General features: G+C 60.5%; 19 protein-coding genes. 14 read left to right on the top strand and 5 right to left on the bottom strand.

Annotated elements, in window-relative coordinates; all coding sequences use genetic code 11:
- Positions 1-9 precede the first annotated feature (9 nt).
- The 4 genes from pyk (at position 10) to JWZ97_RS13450 (ending at position 3,896) form a co-directional block, all read left to right on the top strand.
- Positions 10-1,512 carry a pyruvate kinase gene (gene pyk / locus JWZ97_RS13465; RefSeq protein WP_205430115.1) on the top strand — a complete coding sequence of 501 codons (1,503 nt, stop codon included), beginning with the start codon at positions 10-12 and terminating at the stop codon, positions 1,510-1,512.
- Between the two features lie 3 nt (positions 1,513-1,515).
- Positions 1,516-2,526 (top strand): class 1 fructose-bisphosphatase, encoded by a 1,011-nt coding sequence (locus JWZ97_RS13460; RefSeq protein ID WP_205430106.1) that lies wholly within the window; start codon positions 1,516-1,518, stop codon positions 2,524-2,526.
- Positions 2,527-2,578: 52 nt separating this feature from the next.
- Positions 2,579-3,304, top strand: a complete 726-nt coding sequence (locus JWZ97_RS13455; RefSeq protein WP_205430098.1) for a helix-turn-helix domain-containing protein — start codon at positions 2,579-2,581, stop codon at positions 3,302-3,304.
- Between the two features lie 427 nt (positions 3,305-3,731).
- The gene (locus JWZ97_RS13450; protein WP_205430097.1) at positions 3,732-3,896 is read left to right on the top strand and encodes a hypothetical protein; all 165 of its coding nucleotides are present in this window, start codon (positions 3,732-3,734) and stop codon (positions 3,894-3,896) included.
- 120 nt (positions 3,897-4,016) lie between these two features.
- Here the strand turns inward: JWZ97_RS13450 and JWZ97_RS13445 are convergent, their stop codons facing one another.
- The gene (locus JWZ97_RS13445; protein WP_205430095.1) at positions 4,017-4,988 is read right to left on the bottom strand and encodes a thymidylate synthase; all 972 of its coding nucleotides are present in this window, start codon (positions 4,986-4,988) and stop codon (positions 4,017-4,019) included.
- A 179-nt stretch (positions 4,989-5,167) separates the two neighbouring features.
- Between JWZ97_RS13445 and JWZ97_RS13440 the strand changes: the two genes are divergently transcribed.
- From JWZ97_RS13440 to JWZ97_RS13420, 5 genes are all read left to right on the top strand, one after another.
- On the top strand, positions 5,168-5,374 hold the full coding sequence (locus JWZ97_RS13440; RefSeq protein ID WP_205430093.1) for a hypothetical protein: 207 nt from the start codon (positions 5,168-5,170) through the stop codon (positions 5,372-5,374).
- Positions 5,375-5,806: 432 nt separating this feature from the next.
- Entirely contained in the window at positions 5,807-6,475 is a 669-nt protein-coding gene (locus tag JWZ97_RS13435; RefSeq protein WP_205430091.1) for a Crp/Fnr family transcriptional regulator, read from the top strand.
- Positions 6,476-6,678: 203 nt separating this feature from the next.
- Positions 6,679-7,386 (top strand): HAD family phosphatase, encoded by a 708-nt coding sequence (locus JWZ97_RS13430; protein WP_205430089.1) that lies wholly within the window; start codon positions 6,679-6,681, stop codon positions 7,384-7,386.
- A 48-nt stretch (positions 7,387-7,434) separates the two neighbouring features.
- Entirely contained in the window at positions 7,435-7,734 is a 300-nt protein-coding gene (locus JWZ97_RS13425) for a hypothetical protein (RefSeq protein ID WP_205430088.1), read from the top strand.
- Positions 7,735-7,860: 126 nt separating this feature from the next.
- On the top strand, positions 7,861-8,040 hold the full coding sequence (locus JWZ97_RS13420; RefSeq protein WP_205430086.1) for a hypothetical protein: 180 nt from the start codon (positions 7,861-7,863) through the stop codon (positions 8,038-8,040).
- A 66-nt stretch (positions 8,041-8,106) separates the two neighbouring features.
- Here the strand turns inward: JWZ97_RS13420 and JWZ97_RS13415 are convergent, their stop codons facing one another.
- From JWZ97_RS13415 to hemA, 3 genes are read right to left on the bottom strand one after another with little or no spacing between them, the layout of a single operon-like run.
- A complete protein-coding gene (locus tag JWZ97_RS13415; RefSeq protein WP_205430084.1) occupies positions 8,107-8,592 on the bottom strand; it encodes a YaiI/YqxD family protein in 486 nt (161 codons plus the stop codon).
- Entirely contained in the window at positions 8,585-9,670 is a 1,086-nt protein-coding gene (gene prfA, locus JWZ97_RS13410) for a peptide chain release factor 1 (RefSeq protein ID WP_205430082.1), read from the bottom strand. The genes JWZ97_RS13415 and prfA overlap by 8 nt, the downstream gene beginning before the upstream one ends.
- Positions 9,667-10,932, bottom strand: a complete 1,266-nt coding sequence (gene hemA / locus JWZ97_RS13405; protein ID WP_205430080.1) for a glutamyl-tRNA reductase — start codon at positions 10,930-10,932, stop codon at positions 9,667-9,669. The genes prfA and hemA overlap by 4 nt, the downstream gene beginning before the upstream one ends.
- Before the next feature lie 152 nt (positions 10,933-11,084).
- Here hemA and gcvH point away from each other — a divergent pair, with 152 nt between their 5' ends.
- From gcvH to JWZ97_RS13380, 5 genes are all read left to right on the top strand, one after another.
- Positions 11,085-11,471, top strand: a complete 387-nt coding sequence (gene gcvH / locus JWZ97_RS13400) for a glycine cleavage system protein GcvH (RefSeq protein WP_205430079.1) — start codon at positions 11,085-11,087, stop codon at positions 11,469-11,471.
- Between the two features lie 49 nt (positions 11,472-11,520).
- Positions 11,521-12,453: a carbohydrate kinase family protein gene (locus JWZ97_RS13395; RefSeq protein ID WP_205430077.1), complete on the top strand. Its 933-nt coding sequence runs from the start codon at positions 11,521-11,523 to the stop codon at positions 12,451-12,453.
- A gap of 16 nt (positions 12,454-12,469) precedes the next feature.
- On the top strand, positions 12,470-13,261 hold the full coding sequence (mazG, locus tag JWZ97_RS13390) for a nucleoside triphosphate pyrophosphohydrolase (RefSeq protein WP_205430075.1): 792 nt from the start codon (positions 12,470-12,472) through the stop codon (positions 13,259-13,261).
- A 179-nt stretch (positions 13,262-13,440) separates the two neighbouring features.
- A complete protein-coding gene (cimA, locus tag JWZ97_RS13385) occupies positions 13,441-15,018 on the top strand; it encodes a citramalate synthase (RefSeq protein ID WP_205430066.1) in 1,578 nt (525 codons plus the stop codon).
- A 238-nt stretch (positions 15,019-15,256) separates the two neighbouring features.
- Positions 15,257-17,413, top strand: a complete 2,157-nt coding sequence (locus tag JWZ97_RS13380; protein WP_205430065.1) for a YgiQ family radical SAM protein — start codon at positions 15,257-15,259, stop codon at positions 17,411-17,413.
- Positions 17,414-17,417: 4 nt separating this feature from the next.
- Here JWZ97_RS13380 and JWZ97_RS13375 read toward each other — a convergent pair whose 3' ends face one another.
- Complete coding sequence (locus tag JWZ97_RS13375; RefSeq protein ID WP_205430063.1) at positions 17,418-18,617, bottom strand: EAL and HDOD domain-containing protein; 1,200 nt, start codon at positions 18,615-18,617, stop codon at positions 17,418-17,420.
- Between the last annotated feature and the right edge of the window lie 142 nt (positions 18,618-18,759).

Here is an 18,759-nt window from a genome sequence, read left to right as displayed (position 1 = left end):
GCGTGGCGCATGAGCAAACAGACGTATAGACGCACCAAGATCATCGCTACTCTGGGGCCCGCTTCCGAGGCCCCGGAGATACTCGAAGCCATACTCAGAGCCGGCACCGACGTGGTCCGGCTCAATTTTTCCCACGGCAGTGCCGCCGAACACCGGGCGAGAGCCGAGCGCATCCGCGCGATCTCCAGCAAACTCCGGCGTCATGTAGCCATCCTGGCGGACCTGCAAGGTCCCAAGATCCGCATCACCCGGTTTAAGGACAACCGCAAGGTTCATCTACAGCAAGGTCAGCCGTTTACCCTGGATACCGCCTTACCGGCCGATGCCGGCAATGAATCCCAGGTGGGCTGCAGCTACGAGTCCCTGCCCCGCGACGTCCAGGCGGGCGATACCTTGCTGCTCAACGACGGACTGATCGAGCTCAAGGTTAAATCGGTCGAGGATACCCGTGTCCGCTGCATCGTGACGATCCCCGGCGTATTGTCCAACAATAAGGGCATCAACAAGCTGGGAGGCGGGCTGTCTGCCCCCGCACTGACCGACAAGGACAAACAGGATCTGCATACGGCGGTCGATATCGGCGCCGACTATCTGGCGATTTCCTTTCCCCGCAGCAAGGATGACATCTTGGAAGCGCGTGAGCTCTTGCGCCAGGCCGGCAGCGACATGGCCATCGTTGCCAAAATCGAACGCGCGGAAGCGATACGGGAAGGCGTGATCGAAGGGATCATCGACGTATCGGACGCCATTATGGTGGCGCGCGGCGATCTGGGTGTGGAAATCGGTGATGCCTTGTTGCCGCACGAACAAAAGCGCCTGATCCGGCTTGCGCGCCAGCATAACAAGGTTGTCATCACCGCCACGCAGATGATGGAGTCCATGATCGAAAATCCGCAGCCCACGCGGGCCGAGGTATCCGACGTGGCCAATGCGGTGATCGATGGGACCGACGCGGTCATGCTATCCGCCGAAACCGCCGCCGGCCATTTCCCGGAACGCGCCGTGGCGGCGATGGCGCGGATCTGCCTGGAAGCCGAGAAATACCCGAGGCTCCGCCATTCGCAACATCGTAACGACCAGTCGTTCCATCGCATCGACGAGGCCATCGCCATGGGCGCGATGTATATCGCCAATCATCTGCCGGTCAGCGCGATCGGCGCTCTGACGGAAACCGGCTCGACACCCTTGTGGATGTCGCGCATCAGCTCCGGAATCCCCATATTCGCGCTCACCTCGCACGAAAAAACCTGCCGGAAGGTGACCTTGTTTCGCGGCGTATATCCCATCAGCTTCGACGAATCGGGCATCTCCGATCACGCCGTGCTGAACCGGGCCATCGTCGAAGAATTTCTGAAACGCAAGCTGGTGAAAAATGACGACCTGGTCATCTTGACCAAAGGCGATCTCACCGGGGTCGTGGGCGGCACCAATGCGCTCAAGATCTCCCGTGTCGCGGATGTGCTGGCGGCATCCCCCGTCATCGTTGGATCCACTCCACCCGCCGAGGAATGAATCGTGGCAGGCTTATCGCTGGTTCAACACATCATCCTGGAACAGCGCCGAGCGCCCGAAGCGAGCGGCGAATTCACCTTGCTCCTGAACGACATCGTCAGCGCTTGCAAGGCCATCGCGCACGAAGTCAATCGCGGTGGCCTGGCGGGCAACCTGGGCATCGCCGGTTCGGAGAACGTGCAGGGGGAAGTGCAGAAAAAACTGGACATAATCACCAACGACATTTTCATCCGATCGCTGGAATGGACTGGCCACTTGGCGGCGATGGCCTCGGAGGAGAACGATGAAATCATCCCCATCCCTGCCCATTACCCACGCGGCAAATACCTGATCTGTTTCGACCCGTTGGATGGCTCGTCCAATATCGACATCAACCTGTCGGTCGGCACCATATTCTCGGTCCTGCGCGCGCCGGACGGCATTGCTGAACCGAGCGAGGCCGATTTTCTCCAGCCGGGGACCCGGCAGGTTTGCGCCGGCTTCTGTGTCTACGGACCGACCACTCTGATGGTGTTGACCACCGGCAACGGAGTGAATGGGTTCACCCTGGATCGCGACGTCGGCGAATTCATCCTCACCCATCCCGACATGCGCATCCCGGAGGACACGGCGGAATTCGCCGTCAATATGTCCAACCGGCGCTTCTGGGAAGAGCCGGTGCGTCGTTATGTGGACGAGTGCATGCTGGGACTGGACGGTGGGCGGGAGAAAAACTTCAACATGCGATGGGTCGCCTCCATGGTGGCCGAGGTTTACCGCATCCTGGTTCGTGGCGGCATATTCATGTATCCCTACGATACCAAGTCACCGGGCAAGGGCGGCAAGCTGCGCCTCATGTACGAGGCCAATCCGATGAGCTTCATCGTCGAACAGGCCGGCGGTGCGAGTTCGACTGGACGCGAGCGCATCCTGGATATCCGGCCCGAGCATGTCCATCAGCGCGTCCCGGTGATTCTGGGCTCGAAGAACGAAGTCGATCGGGTCGTTTCCTATCATGGCCAACATCGTGCTTGACTCTTTGAATTTCCCGCACTAGATTTGCGGGATTTTAACGGCCAAATTGCGAATGGCAGCCTCACTTCAACAAGTGCAACAAACGCGCAGTCAAGTCGCCTGCAATGATTGTCATCTCGGCGAGCTTTGCATTCCTCAGGGCTTGACCCATTGCGACGTCGAGCGCTTGAGCAACACCGTTCGACGTAACCGTACCTTGCGGAAGGGCGAACATATCTATCAGGCTGGCGAGCATTACAACAGCATTTATGCCCTCAAGTCCGGAACGGCGAAACTGGTTCATATGGATCGGATGGGGAGCGAATCCATCGTCAGCCTATTGCTTCCCGGCGAGTTGGCCGGGTTCGACGGGGTAGCCTCCGGCCGTTATCTGTGTTCCGTGGTCGCTCTGGAAACCGTCAGCTTCTGCGAGCTTCCCTCGCATCAAATCGACCGATTGAGCAGGGAAATGCCAGCCCTTTATCAAGTCATCTTGCAGCGTACAGGCGGCAAATTCGACGAGTGTCTGGAGCGCATGAGGCTGCTACGCCGGCCGGCGGACCAGCGGCTCGCGGCTTTCCTGCTCAGTTTATCCGAGCGCTACCGCTTGCGGGGGTTCTCGCATGTGGAGTTCCGCCTGACGCTGACGCGCCAGGAAATCGGCGATCACCTCGGGCTCGCGCTGGAAACGGTGAGCAGAATGTTGGGCCAGTTTGAGTCGGCGCAATTGATTGCCATCGAAGGAAAGCTGATCCGCATCCTTGACGAGGAAGGATTGCAGCGTTACTCACCCCGGTGAATGCCGGCTCCGCAAGACCGGGTTGATCGAGATCAAGTTTTTCGGTTCCGCGGCTTGATACACATCAGCCCGCCGCCAGACCCACGAAACTAAACTGTTGCCACGCGGTAGGCGGGACCAGTCGCTTACCGATACCTCATCAACACCACTTGCGGAGCACATCGTATCGACGTGCTCCGTTTTTTTTTCGCGTTTCGTTCCGCTCCCAGTATCGGCGTCCCGCTTTGGGGCAACGCTCACCCGTCCCCTCAGCCCGTACTTCCACTCGGCCGGTCTGCCCTGCGCTTAGAGCACGACAGTGTCGATCCCCTCGCTTTCAATATGAGTTTTCATTGACCCATATCAAAACCAGAACAAGCGGTTTTGGATATCGTCTCTCCGCGCGTAATTCCACGCGTAAAAATACTTACAGACTCTGGAGGAAATCATGGAACAACAGAAAGATTATTTTTGGGCCTACATCGGCGGAGTCATTGTCATTGCAGCCCTGACGCTGTGGACGGTCAAGAGCAGCGAACACGGCAAGTATGAGACTGCGCAAAAAGCTATCGCGGAAGATTCAGCCAACTCGGCTTACCTACACAAGCCCTGATCCCTCTCATTCGGAATCCAAAGCGCCCGTCGCCAGACGGGGGCATGACTCCGCGGCGCCCCACGTACACTCCCTCATCCCCTCCCACATCGGGGCCGCCGCGCCCTACTTAGGGCTTAGTTAAACCGCCATCGGTGCCGTCAAGGACGGATGATGGCGGTAATCCTGCAACTGGAAGTCCGCCGGCTCCACCCTGTCCAACCATTCCGGCTCATAACGGCCGGTGAGCGCGTAATCGGGAATGCGGTCAGACAGCACCAGCCGCGGAAGCGGGTGCGGGGTGCGACGGAGCTGTTCATTCAGCATATCCAGGTGATTTTCGTAGATATGGGCGTCGCCGATGAAATAGCTCAGCCAGCGCGGGACCAAACCGGACAAACGGCCTACCAGGCTCAATAGGGCGGCTCCCTCGGCGATGTTGAACGGCGCTCCCAATCCTATATCGTTGGATCGCACATAGAGGCAGAGCGAAATTTCGCTTTTCGACGCATTGGGCAGAAAGTGGTACAAGAGATGGCAGGGCGGCAGGGCCATCTCGTCGAGCTGGGCGCAGTTCCAGCCGTGGAAGAGAATGCGGCGGTCCAGAGGATTGGTGACGATGGCGTCCAGGCAGCTGCGAAGCTGGTCTATGGCTCGATACAACAGCACCCGCTCGGTGCCTCCTTCAACAAAACGAGCCACTTGCCGGTAACCGCGAGCGCCGGCATCCGTTATCTGTTTTTCGCTATCCGCCGCAAGCAATTTATACGCGGGCCACGAACGCCATTGCACGCCGTAAACCGGTCCTAGATCGTCCGTTCCACTCCGATAGGGATTTCCCAGCCATTGGGCATTTTCGTTGGCATTCTGATCCCACACCCTGCAACCCAAAGCGCGGAAATCGGCGGCGCTGGAGGATGCACGCAAAAACCCGACGAGCTCGCCTATCGCCGATTTAAAGGCCAGCTTGCGCGTCGTGATGGCCGGAAAGCCCGCCTGAAGATCAAAGCGCATCATCGCGCCGGGTGTGCTCAGTGTACGCACGCCGGTGCGATTGCTTTGCCATGAACCTTGTTCGAGGATGGTTTGGACGAGGTCGAGATACTGTTTCATGCTTGAGCTACGCGGCGGAAGGAAGGGTCATAGAGTGGGGGAGCTTCTGTCGAAAAATTTGACACTGAAGCCGGGGCGTGGCTGGAGTCAAATTGTAAGTCTCTGACTGACAGGCTGTTTGTGCGGGCGGCACGAAAGCTGCCGCAAGATCAGTAAAGCCCGAGTCAGGAGTGGCCGCTATGTCCCGCGTAACGATCGAAGAGAACCAAATCGACGACAGCTTCCCGACAGCCGATTTCGTCAATCTAGCCTCCGAAGCGCTCAAGGGTGACGATATGGTCGTGGAACATCTGTACGATCCCGGCATACTCGAGCAGTGGAGCGAGCTGGCGGTGATCGAAGAGATAGAGATCAAAGAGATCTCTCCAGAAGCTTCACGTCGGTAAATGGTCGACAAAAGGCGTGGCGTGCCCGCGCGCAACGCATTTCGAATTAAGCGTTTTGCCGGCATCGAGGCCGACATCCTCGCGTGCTGAGCAGATCCTGCTCGTCCCAGACGGCGACTTTGCCAAGCGTCCCGGGCATGCTCGCGTGTACACGCAAGACAGGGCCGCGGGTCTCACATGTACACACCCTCACATTCTTAATGGTATAACGGAGCTTCGGACTCTCCGCATCGGTTTTTCGCGTGGCGGAATGCCGATGTCTCCCCACTTGTCACCGTTTCATACAAGCGTTGTTTCATATGCGATGCAATACATATTGCGAGATCGTGTTCCATAATTGGCCCTCCCGGCGTTTTACCCGACCATTGTACCGGCGACTTCAGCTTAGCCAAACCGACGTCGAGGGATCACACCAACCGAAGTGAGCGCATCGTGCCGCACAATACCCTCTCAGGCCTCAAGAGCATTCCGTATTTTTCGGATATTCCGGACGAGATTCTATCCAAGCTTGCGGCCTGCGCTGTCCGGAAGACGTTCCCCAAAGGTGCGATCATCATCAACGAGGGCGACGAGGCAGGACCCCTGTTCGTCGTTTTGTCCGGTCGGGTTCGTACCTTTCTGAACGACGAGAACGGCAAAGAGGTGACGCTCTCGATGCAAGGGCAGCCGTCCTATTTCGGCGAGCTTTCGTTGCTGGATGGCCAACCGCGCTCGGCTTCGGTCATGACGATGGAAGCTACCGTGTGCGCCTTGGTTCCCCGACAGGCTTTCCTGGGCTGGCTGCACGCGCACCCGGACGAAGCCGGCATGGGATTGATGCGCGGGTTGACCAAGCGCATACGCCTGCTTACCGAAAACGTCCGCGGATTGATGTTGTTCGACGTCTACGGCCGCCTGGTAAGAACCCTGATGGAACTGGCCGTCGAGGAAAACGGCGAATGGGTGGTCAAAGAGCGGTTCAAACATCAGGAGTTGGGAAGCATCGTGGGCGCGTCGCGCGAGATGATCAGCAAGATCATGAAGGAGTTGAGTGATGACGGCTACGTAACCGTTGAGCCCAAATCCATCCGCATACACCGGAAGCCTCCCACGCCTTGGTGAGTCGCCCCTCAAAACAGAGGGAGTCGGCCAGAAAGCGCGCTTCATCACCGCCCCTCGGCAATGCCGTAGTGCGATGCTTGTGGGCGGAGGCAAGCCGCACGATTACAGAACAAGCCGTGGTTGCTGTCTGCCGGCCGTTTTTCAGCCCGGATCGGCTTATCATGAGCGCTGCGCAACCGACCCTTTCCAGACCCTTGCCATGCATGAGTATGCTTCCCGCTTTCGACGCCGTGTTGTTTGATCTCGATGGATTGGTGCTGGATACCGAATCGACCTATCTGCACGCCTGGCGCCGAGCAGCCGCGGAGTTCGAGACCGTGCTGAGCGACGATGTCGGCCACGCGCTTTTCGGCCGGCACGCGGATGGCGTCATGCAGGCGCTCCAAGTGCTGATCGGCCCTCGCTTCGAACGCTCCCGCTTCGAAGCCGCGGCGTCGAAATACTGGCATGAATACCTGGACAGTCACGGCATCGCTCTCATGCCCGGCGTCACACGGCTGCTGGAGCAGTTGACGCAGCGACGCATACCCTACGCCTTAGCGACCAACAGCGACGCCCGCTATGCCGAACTTTGCCTGATGAGAGCGGGCATAGATGCCTGGTTTCGAGTCCGCGTCAGCCGCGACCAAGTCCGAGCCGGTAAACCCGAGCCCGATCTGTTTCTGGAAGCGGCGCGGCGCCTGGCAGTTCCTTCGGGGCGCTGCCTGGCGCTCGAAGACTCGCTTACCGGCCTCACGGCCGCCTGCCGAGCCGGGACTTTACCTGTCCTCGTGCAGGCGCGTCCCGTTGCCGTCGAAGCGCTGGAGATGGCGATCGCCCACTTTCGCACGCTGGATCAGGTGGCCGATGCCATCGAGTCCACTCAACTGTCGACCGACCCGCAATGTCCGTATCATAGTCAGGTCACCTGAGCACGACACGTACCGTCTCAACAAACGCAATTTCAGAGGAGACTATTCATGATAGGCGTCATCGCGACCTTGCTGGTCGTATTCTGGTTCTACCAGACCGCACAGCAGCGCCAGCTTCCCAGCCTGCAATGGATGATCGGCGGCGCGCTGGTGTATTACCTCGGCTTTGCCGCGGCCATGTACCTGGCCATACGCCCACTGATGGGGCCGGCCTTCAAGAATCATGGCTTCTGGTTGGGCTTGAGCTTCGATATCGGCTCGGCCCTGGTCGGGTTGCTGTTGGCCAGCCTATTCCGTTCTAAGATCATGTTGAAGCAAGGACAAATTCCGCCGGAAAGCGGGACCTGACTCGCCGGTTATCATGTCGGCCTTGCGTCGGATGTACTCATGATCAGCGGCACGGAAGCTGCTTGATAATTTATGACCCGCCCCCATACTGAGAGCGCTGTCTTCGATCAACCTAGGACTCGTGTCATGAACGCCGTCATCGTCGCCTTGATCCATGCATTCAACGGCACCATTTATGAAACTGCCGGGATCATCAGTGGCTTTTTCAACGACCCGGAACAGGCACACGCCTGCGCCCATCGTATCCGCGTACAGACGAAATCCGTGGTCGAGGTCTGTGGCAGCCAATTGTCGGTCTTTCTGTGATCCCCAGACATTAAGCTGACAGAATGGTCCGCCAAAAATGTCACCTCGCCAAGGTTTCGACACCGCTCAGAGATTGCTTTGGCGCGCAATGCGCTGACTCAGCCAACGATCCAACTGACCGGCAAAAGCTTGCCGCTCGGCCTGGGACAGCGAGGCCGGCCCGCCGATCGCGACTCCGCTACCGCGTAATTCCTCCATAAAATTCCGCATCGCCAGGCGCTGCCTGACGTTGACGTCCGTGTATAACTCTCCGCGCGGATTCAAGGCGATTCCGCCCGTTTCGACCACGGTCGCTGCCAAAGGAATGTCCGCGGTGATGACCAAATCGCCCGCAGCCATGCGGGCGGCTATCGTGTCATCGGCCACGTCGAATCCATGGGCGACACGAACGGCACGCAGATAGGGGGAAGGCGGCACTCGCACGTCCTGATTGGCCACAAACGTCACCATCACTTTCGTCCGCTCGGCGGCGCGGAACAGGATTTCCTTGATGACGTTTGGACAAGCGTCGGCGTCAACCCAGATCTGCGGATTCAAAATATCCTCACTCATCCCCCAGTTGCGCCAACTGATCCGCCTGGTGTTCATGGATCAATGGCTCGATCACCGGCGCGAGGTCGCCTTCCATGATGGCATCCAGCTTGTACAAGGTGAGGTTGATACGGTGGTCGGTCAACCGGCCTTGCGGGAAGTTGTAGGTGCGGATGCGCTCGGAACGGTCGCCCGAGCCGACCTGAAGCTTGCGGTCGGCGGCGATTTCGGAGGATCGCTTTTCCTGCTGCGCCGACAGGATGCGGGCCTGCAGCAGGGACATGGCGCGTGCGCGGTTCTTGTGCTGGGAGCGCTCATCCTGGCATTCCACCACCGTGCCGGTGGGGATGTGGGTGATGCGGATGGCGGATTCGGTACGGTTGACGTGCTGGCCGCCGGCTCCCGAGGCGCGATAGGTATCGACGCGCAAATCCGCGGGATTGATGTCGACTTCGTCGATCTCCTCCACCTCGGGCAGGATCGCCACGGTGCAGGCGGAGGTGTGTATGCGTCCCTGGGTTTCGGTGGCCGGCACCCGCTGCACCCGGTGCGTCCCGGACTCGAACTTGAGCTGGGAATAAACGTCCTGCCCGCTGATGCGCATGACCACCTCCTTGTAACCTCCCAATTCCCCTTCGCTCTCGTTGACGATCTCGGGCTTCCAACCCTTGCTTTCGGCGTAACGGATGTACATGCGGCAAAGATCGCCGGCGAACAGCGCGGCTTCCGCGCCGCCGGTGCCGGCGCGCACTTCCAGGAAGATGTTGCGCTCGTCATTGGGATCTTTGGGGAGCAACAGGATTTGCAGTTCCTCGGTCTGCGCTTCCGTCTTGGCCTTGGCGGCCGCGTATTCTTCCTTGGCCAGTGCGCGTACTTCCGGATCGCCGTCCTGCGCGAGTTCTTCGGCGTACGCGATGTCCGCCAGCGCCGCCTGGTAGTTGCGGAAGCAGGCGATCACCGGGTTCAGTTGGGCGTACTCCCGGCTGAGGGCGCGAAAGCGGTTCTGGTCGTTTTGAACTTCCGGTTCCGCCAGCAGCGCGGTGATTTCTTCGAAACGGTCGGCGAGGTTATCGAGCTTGTGCTGGATGGACGGTTTCACGTGGCTTTGGTGTCCTTCAATTGGAAGAGTTCGCGTGCGGCGGCGATGAGGTCGTGGCGCTCATCCACCCCGGCCTGACGGATTTGGGTGCTCGGCAGATGGATCAGCTTGTTGGTGAGAGTGTGAGCCAGCAGGGCCAGCGCGTCTTCGGCCGGCTTGCCGCTCCTGATCGCGCGGAGCGCTTCGTTGAGGGCCTCGTCACGCAGGCGTTCGGCGTGATTGCGAAAATCGCGGATGGTGGCGGTGGCGCCTTGTGCACGCAGCCAGGCGAGGAAATGCTCCACTTCGGTATCGATGATTTCCTCGGCCTGCCGGGCGGCCTCCTGGCGCGACTTGAGGCCTTCCTCGATGCTGTTGCGCAAGTCGTCCACTGTGTAGAGGTAAACGTCGGCCAACTGCGCTACCTCGGGCTCGATATCGCGCGGGACGGCCAGGTCGACCATGAACATGGGCTTGCGCTTGCGCGCCTTGAGGGCGCTTTCCACGCTGCCCTTGCCGAGTATGGGTAGCTGGCTGGCGGTGGAGGACACCACGATATCGGCCTTGGCCAGATGGTGGGGCAATTCCGCGAGGGAAATGGCGAAGCCGTCGAACTGCGCGGCCAGCGTATGGGCGCGGTCGTAGGTGCGGTTGGCGATGATGATCTCGCCTATGCCCTGCTCGTGCAGGTGCCGGGCGGTGAGCTCTATGGTTTCCCCCGCGCCGATCAGCACGGCGGTCTGCTCGCTCAAGCTGTCGAATATGCGCTGGGCCAGCCGTACGGCGGCGAAAGCCACCGACACCGGGCTGGAGCCGATGGCGGTATCGGTCCTCACCTTTTTGGCGGCGGAAAACGTGTGCTGGAACAGCTTGCCCAGCGTCTTGCCCACGGTCCCGGCTTCGGTCGCCACCTGGTAGGCGGTCTTCATCTGCCCCAGGATTTGCGGCTCGCCGAGTATCATCGAATCCAGGCCGCAAGCCACGCGAAACATGTGGCGTATGGTGGCGGCGTCGGTGTGGGTGTAGAGGTAGGGGCTGAATTCATCCGGCTGCAAGTGCTGCTCGCGCGCGATCCAGTCGATCAAGACTTCCTGGCCGGCCGGTTCGACGCGGCAATAAACCTCGGTGCGATTGCAGGTGGACAGTATTGCGGCTTCCTCGATGCGCGGCGAACGGACCAGGTCGCGCAGGGCTGCGCACAACCGTTCGCTGGGTATCACCAGGCGTTCACGCACGTCGACCGGCGCACTGTTGTGGTTAAGCCCTAGGGTGAGTATCGTCATCGAGGGTCGTGTCGCCCGCACTGTAACAAGAAGAACGCGCCATTCTAAGAAAAATGGGCTGTTCAGGCCAATCGTACGCCGTCTTTACCGGCACCGCGTTTTCACTTAAGTTGGAGCTCTATCCTGAACCCTGTACGCGGAGGACACGCGGAATGAGCGACATACCAAGCGATCTGAAATATGCCCCGACCCATGAGTGGGCCAAACCCGAAGCCGACGGCAACGTGCGGGTGGGCATCACCGACTATGCCCAGCAGCAATTGGGCGACGTGGTTTTCATAGAACTGCCGGCCGTGGGCCGCCCGGTCGAGGCCGGAAAAGCCTGTGCGGTCATCGAGTCGGTCAAGGCCGCTTCCGACATCAACAGTCCTGTGTCGGGCGAGATCGTGGCGGTCAATGCGGAACTGAACGACACCCCCGAAAAGATCAACCAGGACGCCTACGCCCATTGGCTGTTCATCATCAAGCCGTCCAACCCGGCCGAATTGCACGGCCTGCTCGATGCCGAAGGCTACCGGGCGTCCGCCGGTGCCGATTGAGCGTCCGTTACCCCTCTTCTTGCCCAACCCAATTTAGGAATCCGACCGAATGAGCGCTTTGATTTGCGGCTCCATGGCTTACGACACCATCATGGTGTTCCACGACCGCTTCAAGAACCATATCCTGCCAGAACAAGTTCATATCCTGAACGTGTCCTTCCTGGTGCCCGAACTGCGCCGCGAATTCGGCGGCTGCGCCGGCAATATCGCGTACAACCTCAAGCTGCTCGGCGGCGACCCACGGCCCATGGCGACGGTCGGTAAGGATTTCCAGCCCTACGCCCAATGGCTGTCTTATTGCGGCATCGATCAGACCTACATCCGTACCGTAGATGAAAGCTACACGGCCCAAGCCTATATCACTACAGACATGGACGACAACCAGATCACCGCGTTTCACCCCGGTGCGATGTCGTTTGCGCATCTGAACACCGTGCCGACCAAGCGGGGCATCAAGTTGGGCATCGTCGCGCCGGATGGCAAGGACGGCATGGTGCAGCACGCCGAGCAATTTGTGCAGGCCGGCATCCCCTTCATCTTCGACCCCGGCCAGGGCATGCCGATGTTCAACGGAGAGGAATTACTGCATTTCGTCGAACTGGCGGACTGGATCACGCTCAACGATTACGAAGCCCATTTGATGCAGGAACGGACCGGCTTGACGCCGGAACAACTCGCCGAAAAGGTCAGTGCGCTGATCGTCACCAAGGGAGCCAACGGTTCACTGATTTACACCGAGGGCAAGACCTTGGAAATCCCGCCGGCCAAACCGAAAGCCGTGCTCGATCCCACCGGTTGCGGCGACGCCTTCCGCGCCGGCCTGCTGTATGGACTGAAGGAGGAGTTCGATTGGCCCACCATCGGCCGCATTGCCTCGCTGTTAGGCGCGATCAAGGTCGAGACCGCCGGCACGCAGAACCATACCTTCACCCCCAGCGATTTCCACGACCGCTACCGGGAAAATTTCGGCCACGGATTCTGATTCGACGGTCGCCCGCATGGATAACGTCCGCCGCCTGCTCGACATCATGGCCCAATTGCGCGACCCGGAGACGGGTTGCCCCTGGGACTTGAAACAGGATTTCGCCAGCCTCGTTCCCTATACCCTGGAAGAAGCCTACGAAGTGGCCGACGCCATCGAGCGGGAAGATTTTCACGATTTGCGCGGCGAACTGGGCGACCTGCTGTTGCAAGTCGTGTTTCACGCGCAGATCGGCAAGGAACGGGGCCTGTTCGACTTCGAAGCGGTGGCCGGCGCCATCGCCGACAAGCTGATCCGGCGCCATCCGCATGTGTTCGACGCGGTCGAATTCGAGTCCGACGCCGAGCGCCTGCACTTCTGGGAAAACAGCAAGCGCGAGGAGCACCAGGACAAGACCGGCGAGCCCCCGGAAAGCCTCTTGTCCGGCGTTGCGCCGACCCTGCCCGCCCTAATGCGCGCGCAAAAGCTGCAAAAACGCGCGGCCCGCGTGGGTTTTGACTGGCCGGAGATCGAAGGCGTGTTCGCCAAGGTCGAGGAAGAACTGGCGGAAACCCGCGCGGCCCACGAATCCGGCGATGTGAAGCACATCGAGGAAGAAGTCGGCGACCTGCTGTTCGTCGCCGTCAACCTCGCCCGTCATCTCGGCGTCGACGCCGAGGCGGCCTTGAGTGCGAGTAGTCGAAAATTCACCCGACGGTTTCGCTATATCGAAGACCATTTGGCGCAAAAAGGCCGGCGGCTCGACGAATCTGACCTCGCAGAGCTCGACACGCTTTGGGACGAGGCGAAGCGCCAAGAGCGAGCCTGACGAGTCCTGCCGCACCGGTCCGGAGCCCGCGCTGCGGGGCGTGCAGGCTCCAGAAACCGTGAGGTAGCCGGGTCCTACGCCGGCGCGGCGGGACCGCGGTTGAAAATCCGCAGGTACCGGTGTAATTAGTCTCGCGGCTCCGGTTCAATCCCAGCCGCCCAACAGTCCAAGGTAATCCGTTGACGCAAATCTACCTTTACGACACCACCCTGCGTGACGGCTCGCAACGCGAGGACATCTCGCTCTCCTGCGACGATAAGCTGGCGATCGCGCAGCGCCTGGACCAGATGGGTATCCATTACATCGAAGCCGGATGGCCCGGATCGAACCCCAAGGACGCCGAGTTTTTCCAGCGCGCCGGACAGCTGGGGCTCAAGCAGGCGCGGGTCGTAGCGTTCGGCAGCACGCGGCGCAAGCAGGGCCGTTGCGAAACGGACAAGAATTTACAGGCCCTGCTGGCCGCCTCCACGCCCGCGGTAACCCTGGTCGGCAAGAGTTGGGATTTCCAGGTCGAAAAGGTGCTGGAAACCAGCCTGGAGGAAAACCTGGCCATGATAGGCGAGAGCATTGCCTACATGAAAAGCCATGGCCGCGAGACGATCTTCGACGCCGAGCATTTTTTCGACGGTTACAAGGCCAACCCCGAGTATGCTTTGGCGGCCTTGCTACAGGCCGCCGATGCCGGTGCCGAGTATGTGGTGCTGTGCGATACCAATGGAGGCTGTCTGCCCTGGGAGATCGAAAGCATCGTGCGCGAGGTGCAGGCCAGAACTCCCTGCAAACTGGGCATCCATGTCCATAACGACAGTGGTTGCGCGGTCGCCAACAGCCTGGCGGCGGTGCGTGGCGGCTGCGTGCAGGTACAGGGCACCATCAATGGCTATGGTGAACGGGTCGGCAATGCCGATCTCACCGCCATCATCCCCGGTTTGCAGCTCAAACTGGGTTACTCGGTCGTCACTCCCGCGCAGTTGCGAGAACTTACCGGTCTGTCCCGCTACGTGGCGGAAATCACCAACCTCCAGCACGATCGCTTTCAGCCTTACGTGGGCGAAAGCGCCTTCGCCCACAAGGGCGGCATCCACGCCGCCGCCATGTTGAAAGCCGCCAACAGTTATCAGCATATCGAGCCGGGTGTGGTCGGCAACGTTTCCCGCATGGTCATATCCGAGTTGTCGGGCCGCGGCAACGTGCTGGCGCTGGCCGGCAGTCGCGGCTTGAACATCGGCGAGGACGAAGCGAAGCGCATCCTGGATCATCTGAAAAAGCTGGAACACCAGGGCTACGCCTTCGAGGCCGCCGAGGCTTCGGTCGATCTCCTCATCCTGCGCGCCGGCAGCGATTACAAGCCGCCGTTCGAACTGATCGACTTCATGGTATTGGCCGAACATCGGCGGGGACGGGGGGTATTGTCCGAAGCCACGGTCAAGTTGCGGGTGGGCGAGGAAGTCTGCTTTACCGCCGCGGAAGGCAATGGACCGGTCAATGCACTGTCGCGCGCCCTGCATCAGGTGCTCTGCCAGCATTACCCGGTGTTGCAGCCCATCAGGCTCACCGATTACAAGGTGCGCATCCTCAACTCTGGCCAGGGCACGGCTTCCGTCACCCGCGTCCTTACCAGCTTTCATGACGGCGAACGTGCCTGGACCACCGTCGGAGCCAGCGCCAACATCATCGAGGCGAGTTGGCAGGCCCTTTCGGATAGCATGGAGTATGCGTTGATGGGGGCCCAGCAGGCGGATGGTCGGCCCGAGTAAAGTGGCTGAGCACTTTAAGTGCCGGGCTCAGCCTTGCAGCGACTTCCGGATAAAACGAACTTCCGCTGGTGGGGGTTGTCTGCTGAGCTTGCTGCCTTCCAGGGAGCCGATGGTAATGTTCGGCGAACTCGGCCCCAGGCGCGATGGAACGGAAAAGCCGCCTTGGGCATCTTCTGGGCTGCCCAGGGCAATGGGAAAATGGCATAATTCAAGTTATTGATTTTTTTAGGCCTTGCCCATGTTCACCGCCCCCGACCTCTTCTCCTACCGCAAATACTGGGCTAAGCGCTTCGGCGTCGCGCCGCAACTGCCCACCACCCGCGAGGAAATGGAAGCCTTGGGTTGGGACAGTTGCGACGTCGTGCTGGTGACCGGGGATGCTTATGTGGACCACCCCAGCTTCGGCATGGCCTTGATCGGCCGCCTGCTGGAGGCGCAAGGCTTTCGCGTGGCCATTCTGGCCCAGCCCGATTGGAATAGCGCGGAAGACTTCCGCCGTTTCGGCAAACCCAATCTGTTTTTCGGCGTGACCGGCGGCAACATGGACTCCATGGTCAACCGCTACACCTCGGACCGCAAGATACGCTCCAACGATGCCTACACCCCTGGCGGCGAGGCGCACAAGCGGCCCGACCGCTGTGTCCTGGTTTACGCCCAACGCTGCCGCGAAGCCTACCGTGAAGTGCCTATCGTGCTGGGCGGCATCGAAGCCAGTCTGCGCCGCATCGCCCATTTCGATTACTGGTCGGACACCGTGCGCCGTTCGGTGCTGGTGGATGCCAAGGCCGACCTGCTGGTTTACGGCAACGGCGAGCGCCAAGCGGTGGAGATTGCCCACCGCCTGGCGGCCGGCGAGCCCATAAGCGAACTCACCGACATCCGCGGAACGGCCTTTCTGCGCAGGCAGGTGCCGGACGGCTGGACGATATTGGACTCGACCCACATCGACGAGCCGGGCGAACTGGCGCCGCCGGCCGATCCCTACGCAATGTCGCCTGCGCCGACGGCTTGCGCAACCGCGCCGGAAACCAACGGCGGCGGAACCGTCATCCGCTTCAACCGCATCACCGCCCGCACCGATCCAGCGCATACGGTGATCCGTCTGCCCGCCTACGAAGCCGTCAAGGGCGACGCGGTGCTGTACGCCCACGCCTCGCGCGTATTGCATCAGGAAACCAATCCCGGCAACGCCCGCGCCCTGGTGCAGCGCCACGGCGATCGGGATGTGTGGCTGAATCCTCCACCGATCCCGCTGACGACCAAGGAAATGGATGCCGTCTACGGCCTGCCCTATAGCCGCCTGCCGTATCGCGGCTACGCCAACGCGCGCATCCCCGCGTTCGAGATGATCCAGCATTCGGTCACCATCATGCGCGGTTGTTTCGGCGGCTGTACCTTCTGCTCCATCACCGAGCATGAAGGGCGCATCATCCAGAGCCGCTCGGAAGACTCCATCATCCACGAGATCGAGGCCATCCGCGATACCTCGCCGGCGTTCACCGGGGTGATTTCCGATCTGGGCGGGCCGACCGCCAACATGTACCGGCTGGCCTGCAAGAGCCCGGACATCGAAGCTTCCTGCCGGCGGCCTTCCTGCGTTTACCCCGGCGTGTGCAAGAACCTGAACACCGACCACGGCCCGCTCATCAAGCTTTATCGCCGCGCCCGTGCCTTGCCGGGCATCAAGAAGATCCTGGTGGCCTCGGGCTTGCGCTACGACCTGGCCGTGCTGTCGCCGGAATATGTGAAGGAACTGGTGACCCATCATGTCGGCGGTTATCTGAAGATCGCCCCCGAGCATACCGAGACGGGGCCTTTGTCGAAGATGATGAAGCCCGGCATAGGCACCTATGATCGCTTCAAGACGATGTTCGACAAGTATTCGAAGGAGGCCGGCAAGGAGCAGTATCTGATCCCCTATTTCATCGCCGCGCATCCGGGAACGACCGACGAGGACATGATGAACCTGGCGCTATGGCTGAAACGCAACGGTTTCAGAGCCGACCAGGTGCAGGCCTTCCTACCATCGCCCATGGCGGCCGCCACGGCCATGTATCATTCCGGCAAGAATCCCTTGCACAAGGTCAGCCGGACCAGCGAGTCGGTATTCGTGCCCAAGGCGATGAAGCAGCGCCGCTTGCACAAGGCCTTTCTGCGTTATCACGACCCGGAGAATTGGCCGATGTTACGCGAGGCCCTCAAGCGTATGGGCCGCGCGGATTTGATCGGCAACGGCAAGCACCATCTGGTGCCCAGCTACCAGCCGGCGGGAACGGGGACGGTGGCGGAAGGCCAGCGCGTCGGCCGCAAGGCCTTGCCGTTCAAGACGCAGCACACCGGCTTGCCGAAAACGCCGGGACACGGAAAACCGCGCAAATTCCCGGCCGGTCGATGAGGGGTCAGGCGTCGACGATTTGCCGGTTCGCCTCGGACGCCCAACGGATGGCATCCAGATAGGCGCGAACCGGGAAGTCCACATCGGGAAACTCGCGCAGCGGGGCGTTGAGCACGTCGGCCCGCTCGAAAGCCACGACGCAGCGCAGTGCTTCGCCTATCGGTCCGGCTCCGATCAACAGGGCGTCATTCAGTTCCGGCGACAGGTTCAGCCGTTCCAATATCGGCGCCATGGGCGCGTCCATGATGGCGTCCAGCAGCGAGAACAGACCCGCAACGTAGTAGGGCTCGGTGGGCGAGCGGCCCAGTTCCATGGCCAGCAGTTCGCAGAAGCGCGCCCGCACCATCGCGGTGGTCAGCAATTCGCGCGGACGGAAGTCGACGGCGTTGACCAGGATCACCGTAGCCCAGTTCTTCACGCGTTGCAGGCCGAAGAACATCACCGCCTTGCGTATGGATTCGACGCGCTTGGGCATGCCGAAATAGGCGGCATTGATCAGCCTGAGCAGCTTGTAGCTCAGCGTGATGTCACGGCTGACCAGATTCTCGACTTCTGCCATTTCGACGTTGGGGTCCTGCAGACGGGCGAGCAACTGCAGCACGGCGATGCGGTTGGCCGGGATCTCCAGGCCGTGTATCAGATGGGGGTGGGTAAAATACTCGCCTTCGTAATAATCGAAGCCCAGGCGGTGAAAATAATCGTATTGCTCTATCGTCTTGAGTTCCCTCACCAGCAACTGGGGACGCTTGGTGGTGTCGGCGATGGGTGAGGGTATGCCGGCGCCGGCGTCGAGCGCGCACATGGTGACCCGCTTGATCGCGCCATTCAGTTCGGTGAGGGAGCGCGAGGGATTGTGCAGGGCGATGGTATAACCACGCGCGGCCAGTTCATGCACCGACTTTTCCATCTCGACGTCGCGTATGGCCTCTTCCTGCAGCGCCAAAACGATGCGGTTGCGGGGCCAGGACAGCTTTTCGCAAATGGGCAACACATCCGTAGGCGGACGGATCAAGGCACGATGATGGCCGATCAAATCATCCAGCGGAATATCGCGCGAAATGCGCGCCAGGGAATCGCCGAAGCGGCTGTCATCGTCGTTGATACCCCATTGCAGGGCCAGACCGCTGCAAAACTTCAGCTCGTATCCGTAAAGATCCAGTGACCGGGTGTAAATAGGCGTGCGGGCGATTAATCCGTTGAACATGCGTAACAGCCTGTCGGGGTATTTTCAGCGCTGGAGAGTAAGCAATCGCCCCGACAAACACAACCAGCGTCGTACCCTTCGCTTGGAGATTGCCGCAAAAGCACATATTCTTCCCCGCTCACCGCGCGACACGGGGTGGCGC

It is taken from the genome of Methylococcus sp. EFPC2 (assembly GCF_016925495.1).
GTDB lineage: Bacteria > Pseudomonadota > Gammaproteobacteria > Methylococcales > Methylococcaceae > EFPC2.
This window is presented reverse-complemented; position numbering and strand designations above follow the sequence as displayed.

What these genes read in the sequence shown, in the direction of transcription:
- pyk (WP_205430115.1), top strand. Translation starts at nt 10, where the DNA reads ATGAGCAAACAGACGTATAGACGCACCAAGATCATCGCTACTCTGGGG.
- JWZ97_RS13455 (WP_205430098.1), top strand. Translation starts at nt 2,579, where the DNA reads ATGGCAGCCTCACTTCAACAAGTGCAACAAACGCGCAGTCAAGTCGCC.
- JWZ97_RS13450 (WP_205430097.1), top strand. Translation starts at nt 3,732, where the DNA reads ATGGAACAACAGAAAGATTATTTTTGGGCCTACATCGGCGGAGTCATT.
- JWZ97_RS13445 (WP_205430095.1), bottom strand. Translation starts at nt 4,988, where the DNA reads ATGAAACAGTATCTCGACCTCGTCCAAACCATCCTCGAACAAGGTTCA.
- JWZ97_RS13440 (WP_205430093.1), top strand. Translation starts at nt 5,168, where the DNA reads ATGTCCCGCGTAACGATCGAAGAGAACCAAATCGACGACAGCTTCCCG.
- JWZ97_RS13430 (WP_205430089.1), top strand. Translation starts at nt 6,679, where the DNA reads ATGAGTATGCTTCCCGCTTTCGACGCCGTGTTGTTTGATCTCGATGGA.
- JWZ97_RS13425 (WP_205430088.1), top strand. Translation starts at nt 7,435, where the DNA reads ATGATAGGCGTCATCGCGACCTTGCTGGTCGTATTCTGGTTCTACCAG.
- JWZ97_RS13420 (WP_205430086.1), top strand. Translation starts at nt 7,861, where the DNA reads ATGAACGCCGTCATCGTCGCCTTGATCCATGCATTCAACGGCACCATT.
- JWZ97_RS13415 (WP_205430084.1), bottom strand. Translation starts at nt 8,592, where the DNA reads ATGAGTGAGGATATTTTGAATCCGCAGATCTGGGTTGACGCCGACGCT.
- hemA (WP_205430080.1), bottom strand. Translation starts at nt 10,932, where the DNA reads ATGACGATACTCACCCTAGGGCTTAACCACAACAGTGCGCCGGTCGAC.
- gcvH (WP_205430079.1), top strand. Translation starts at nt 11,085, where the DNA reads ATGAGCGACATACCAAGCGATCTGAAATATGCCCCGACCCATGAGTGG.
- JWZ97_RS13395 (WP_205430077.1), top strand. Translation starts at nt 11,521, where the DNA reads ATGAGCGCTTTGATTTGCGGCTCCATGGCTTACGACACCATCATGGTG.
- mazG (WP_205430075.1), top strand. Translation starts at nt 12,470, where the DNA reads ATGGATAACGTCCGCCGCCTGCTCGACATCATGGCCCAATTGCGCGAC.
- JWZ97_RS13380 (WP_205430065.1), top strand. Translation starts at nt 15,257, where the DNA reads ATGTTCACCGCCCCCGACCTCTTCTCCTACCGCAAATACTGGGCTAAG.
- JWZ97_RS13375 (WP_205430063.1), bottom strand. Translation starts at nt 18,617, where the DNA reads ATGTTCAACGGATTAATCGCCCGCACGCCTATTTACACCCGGTCACTG.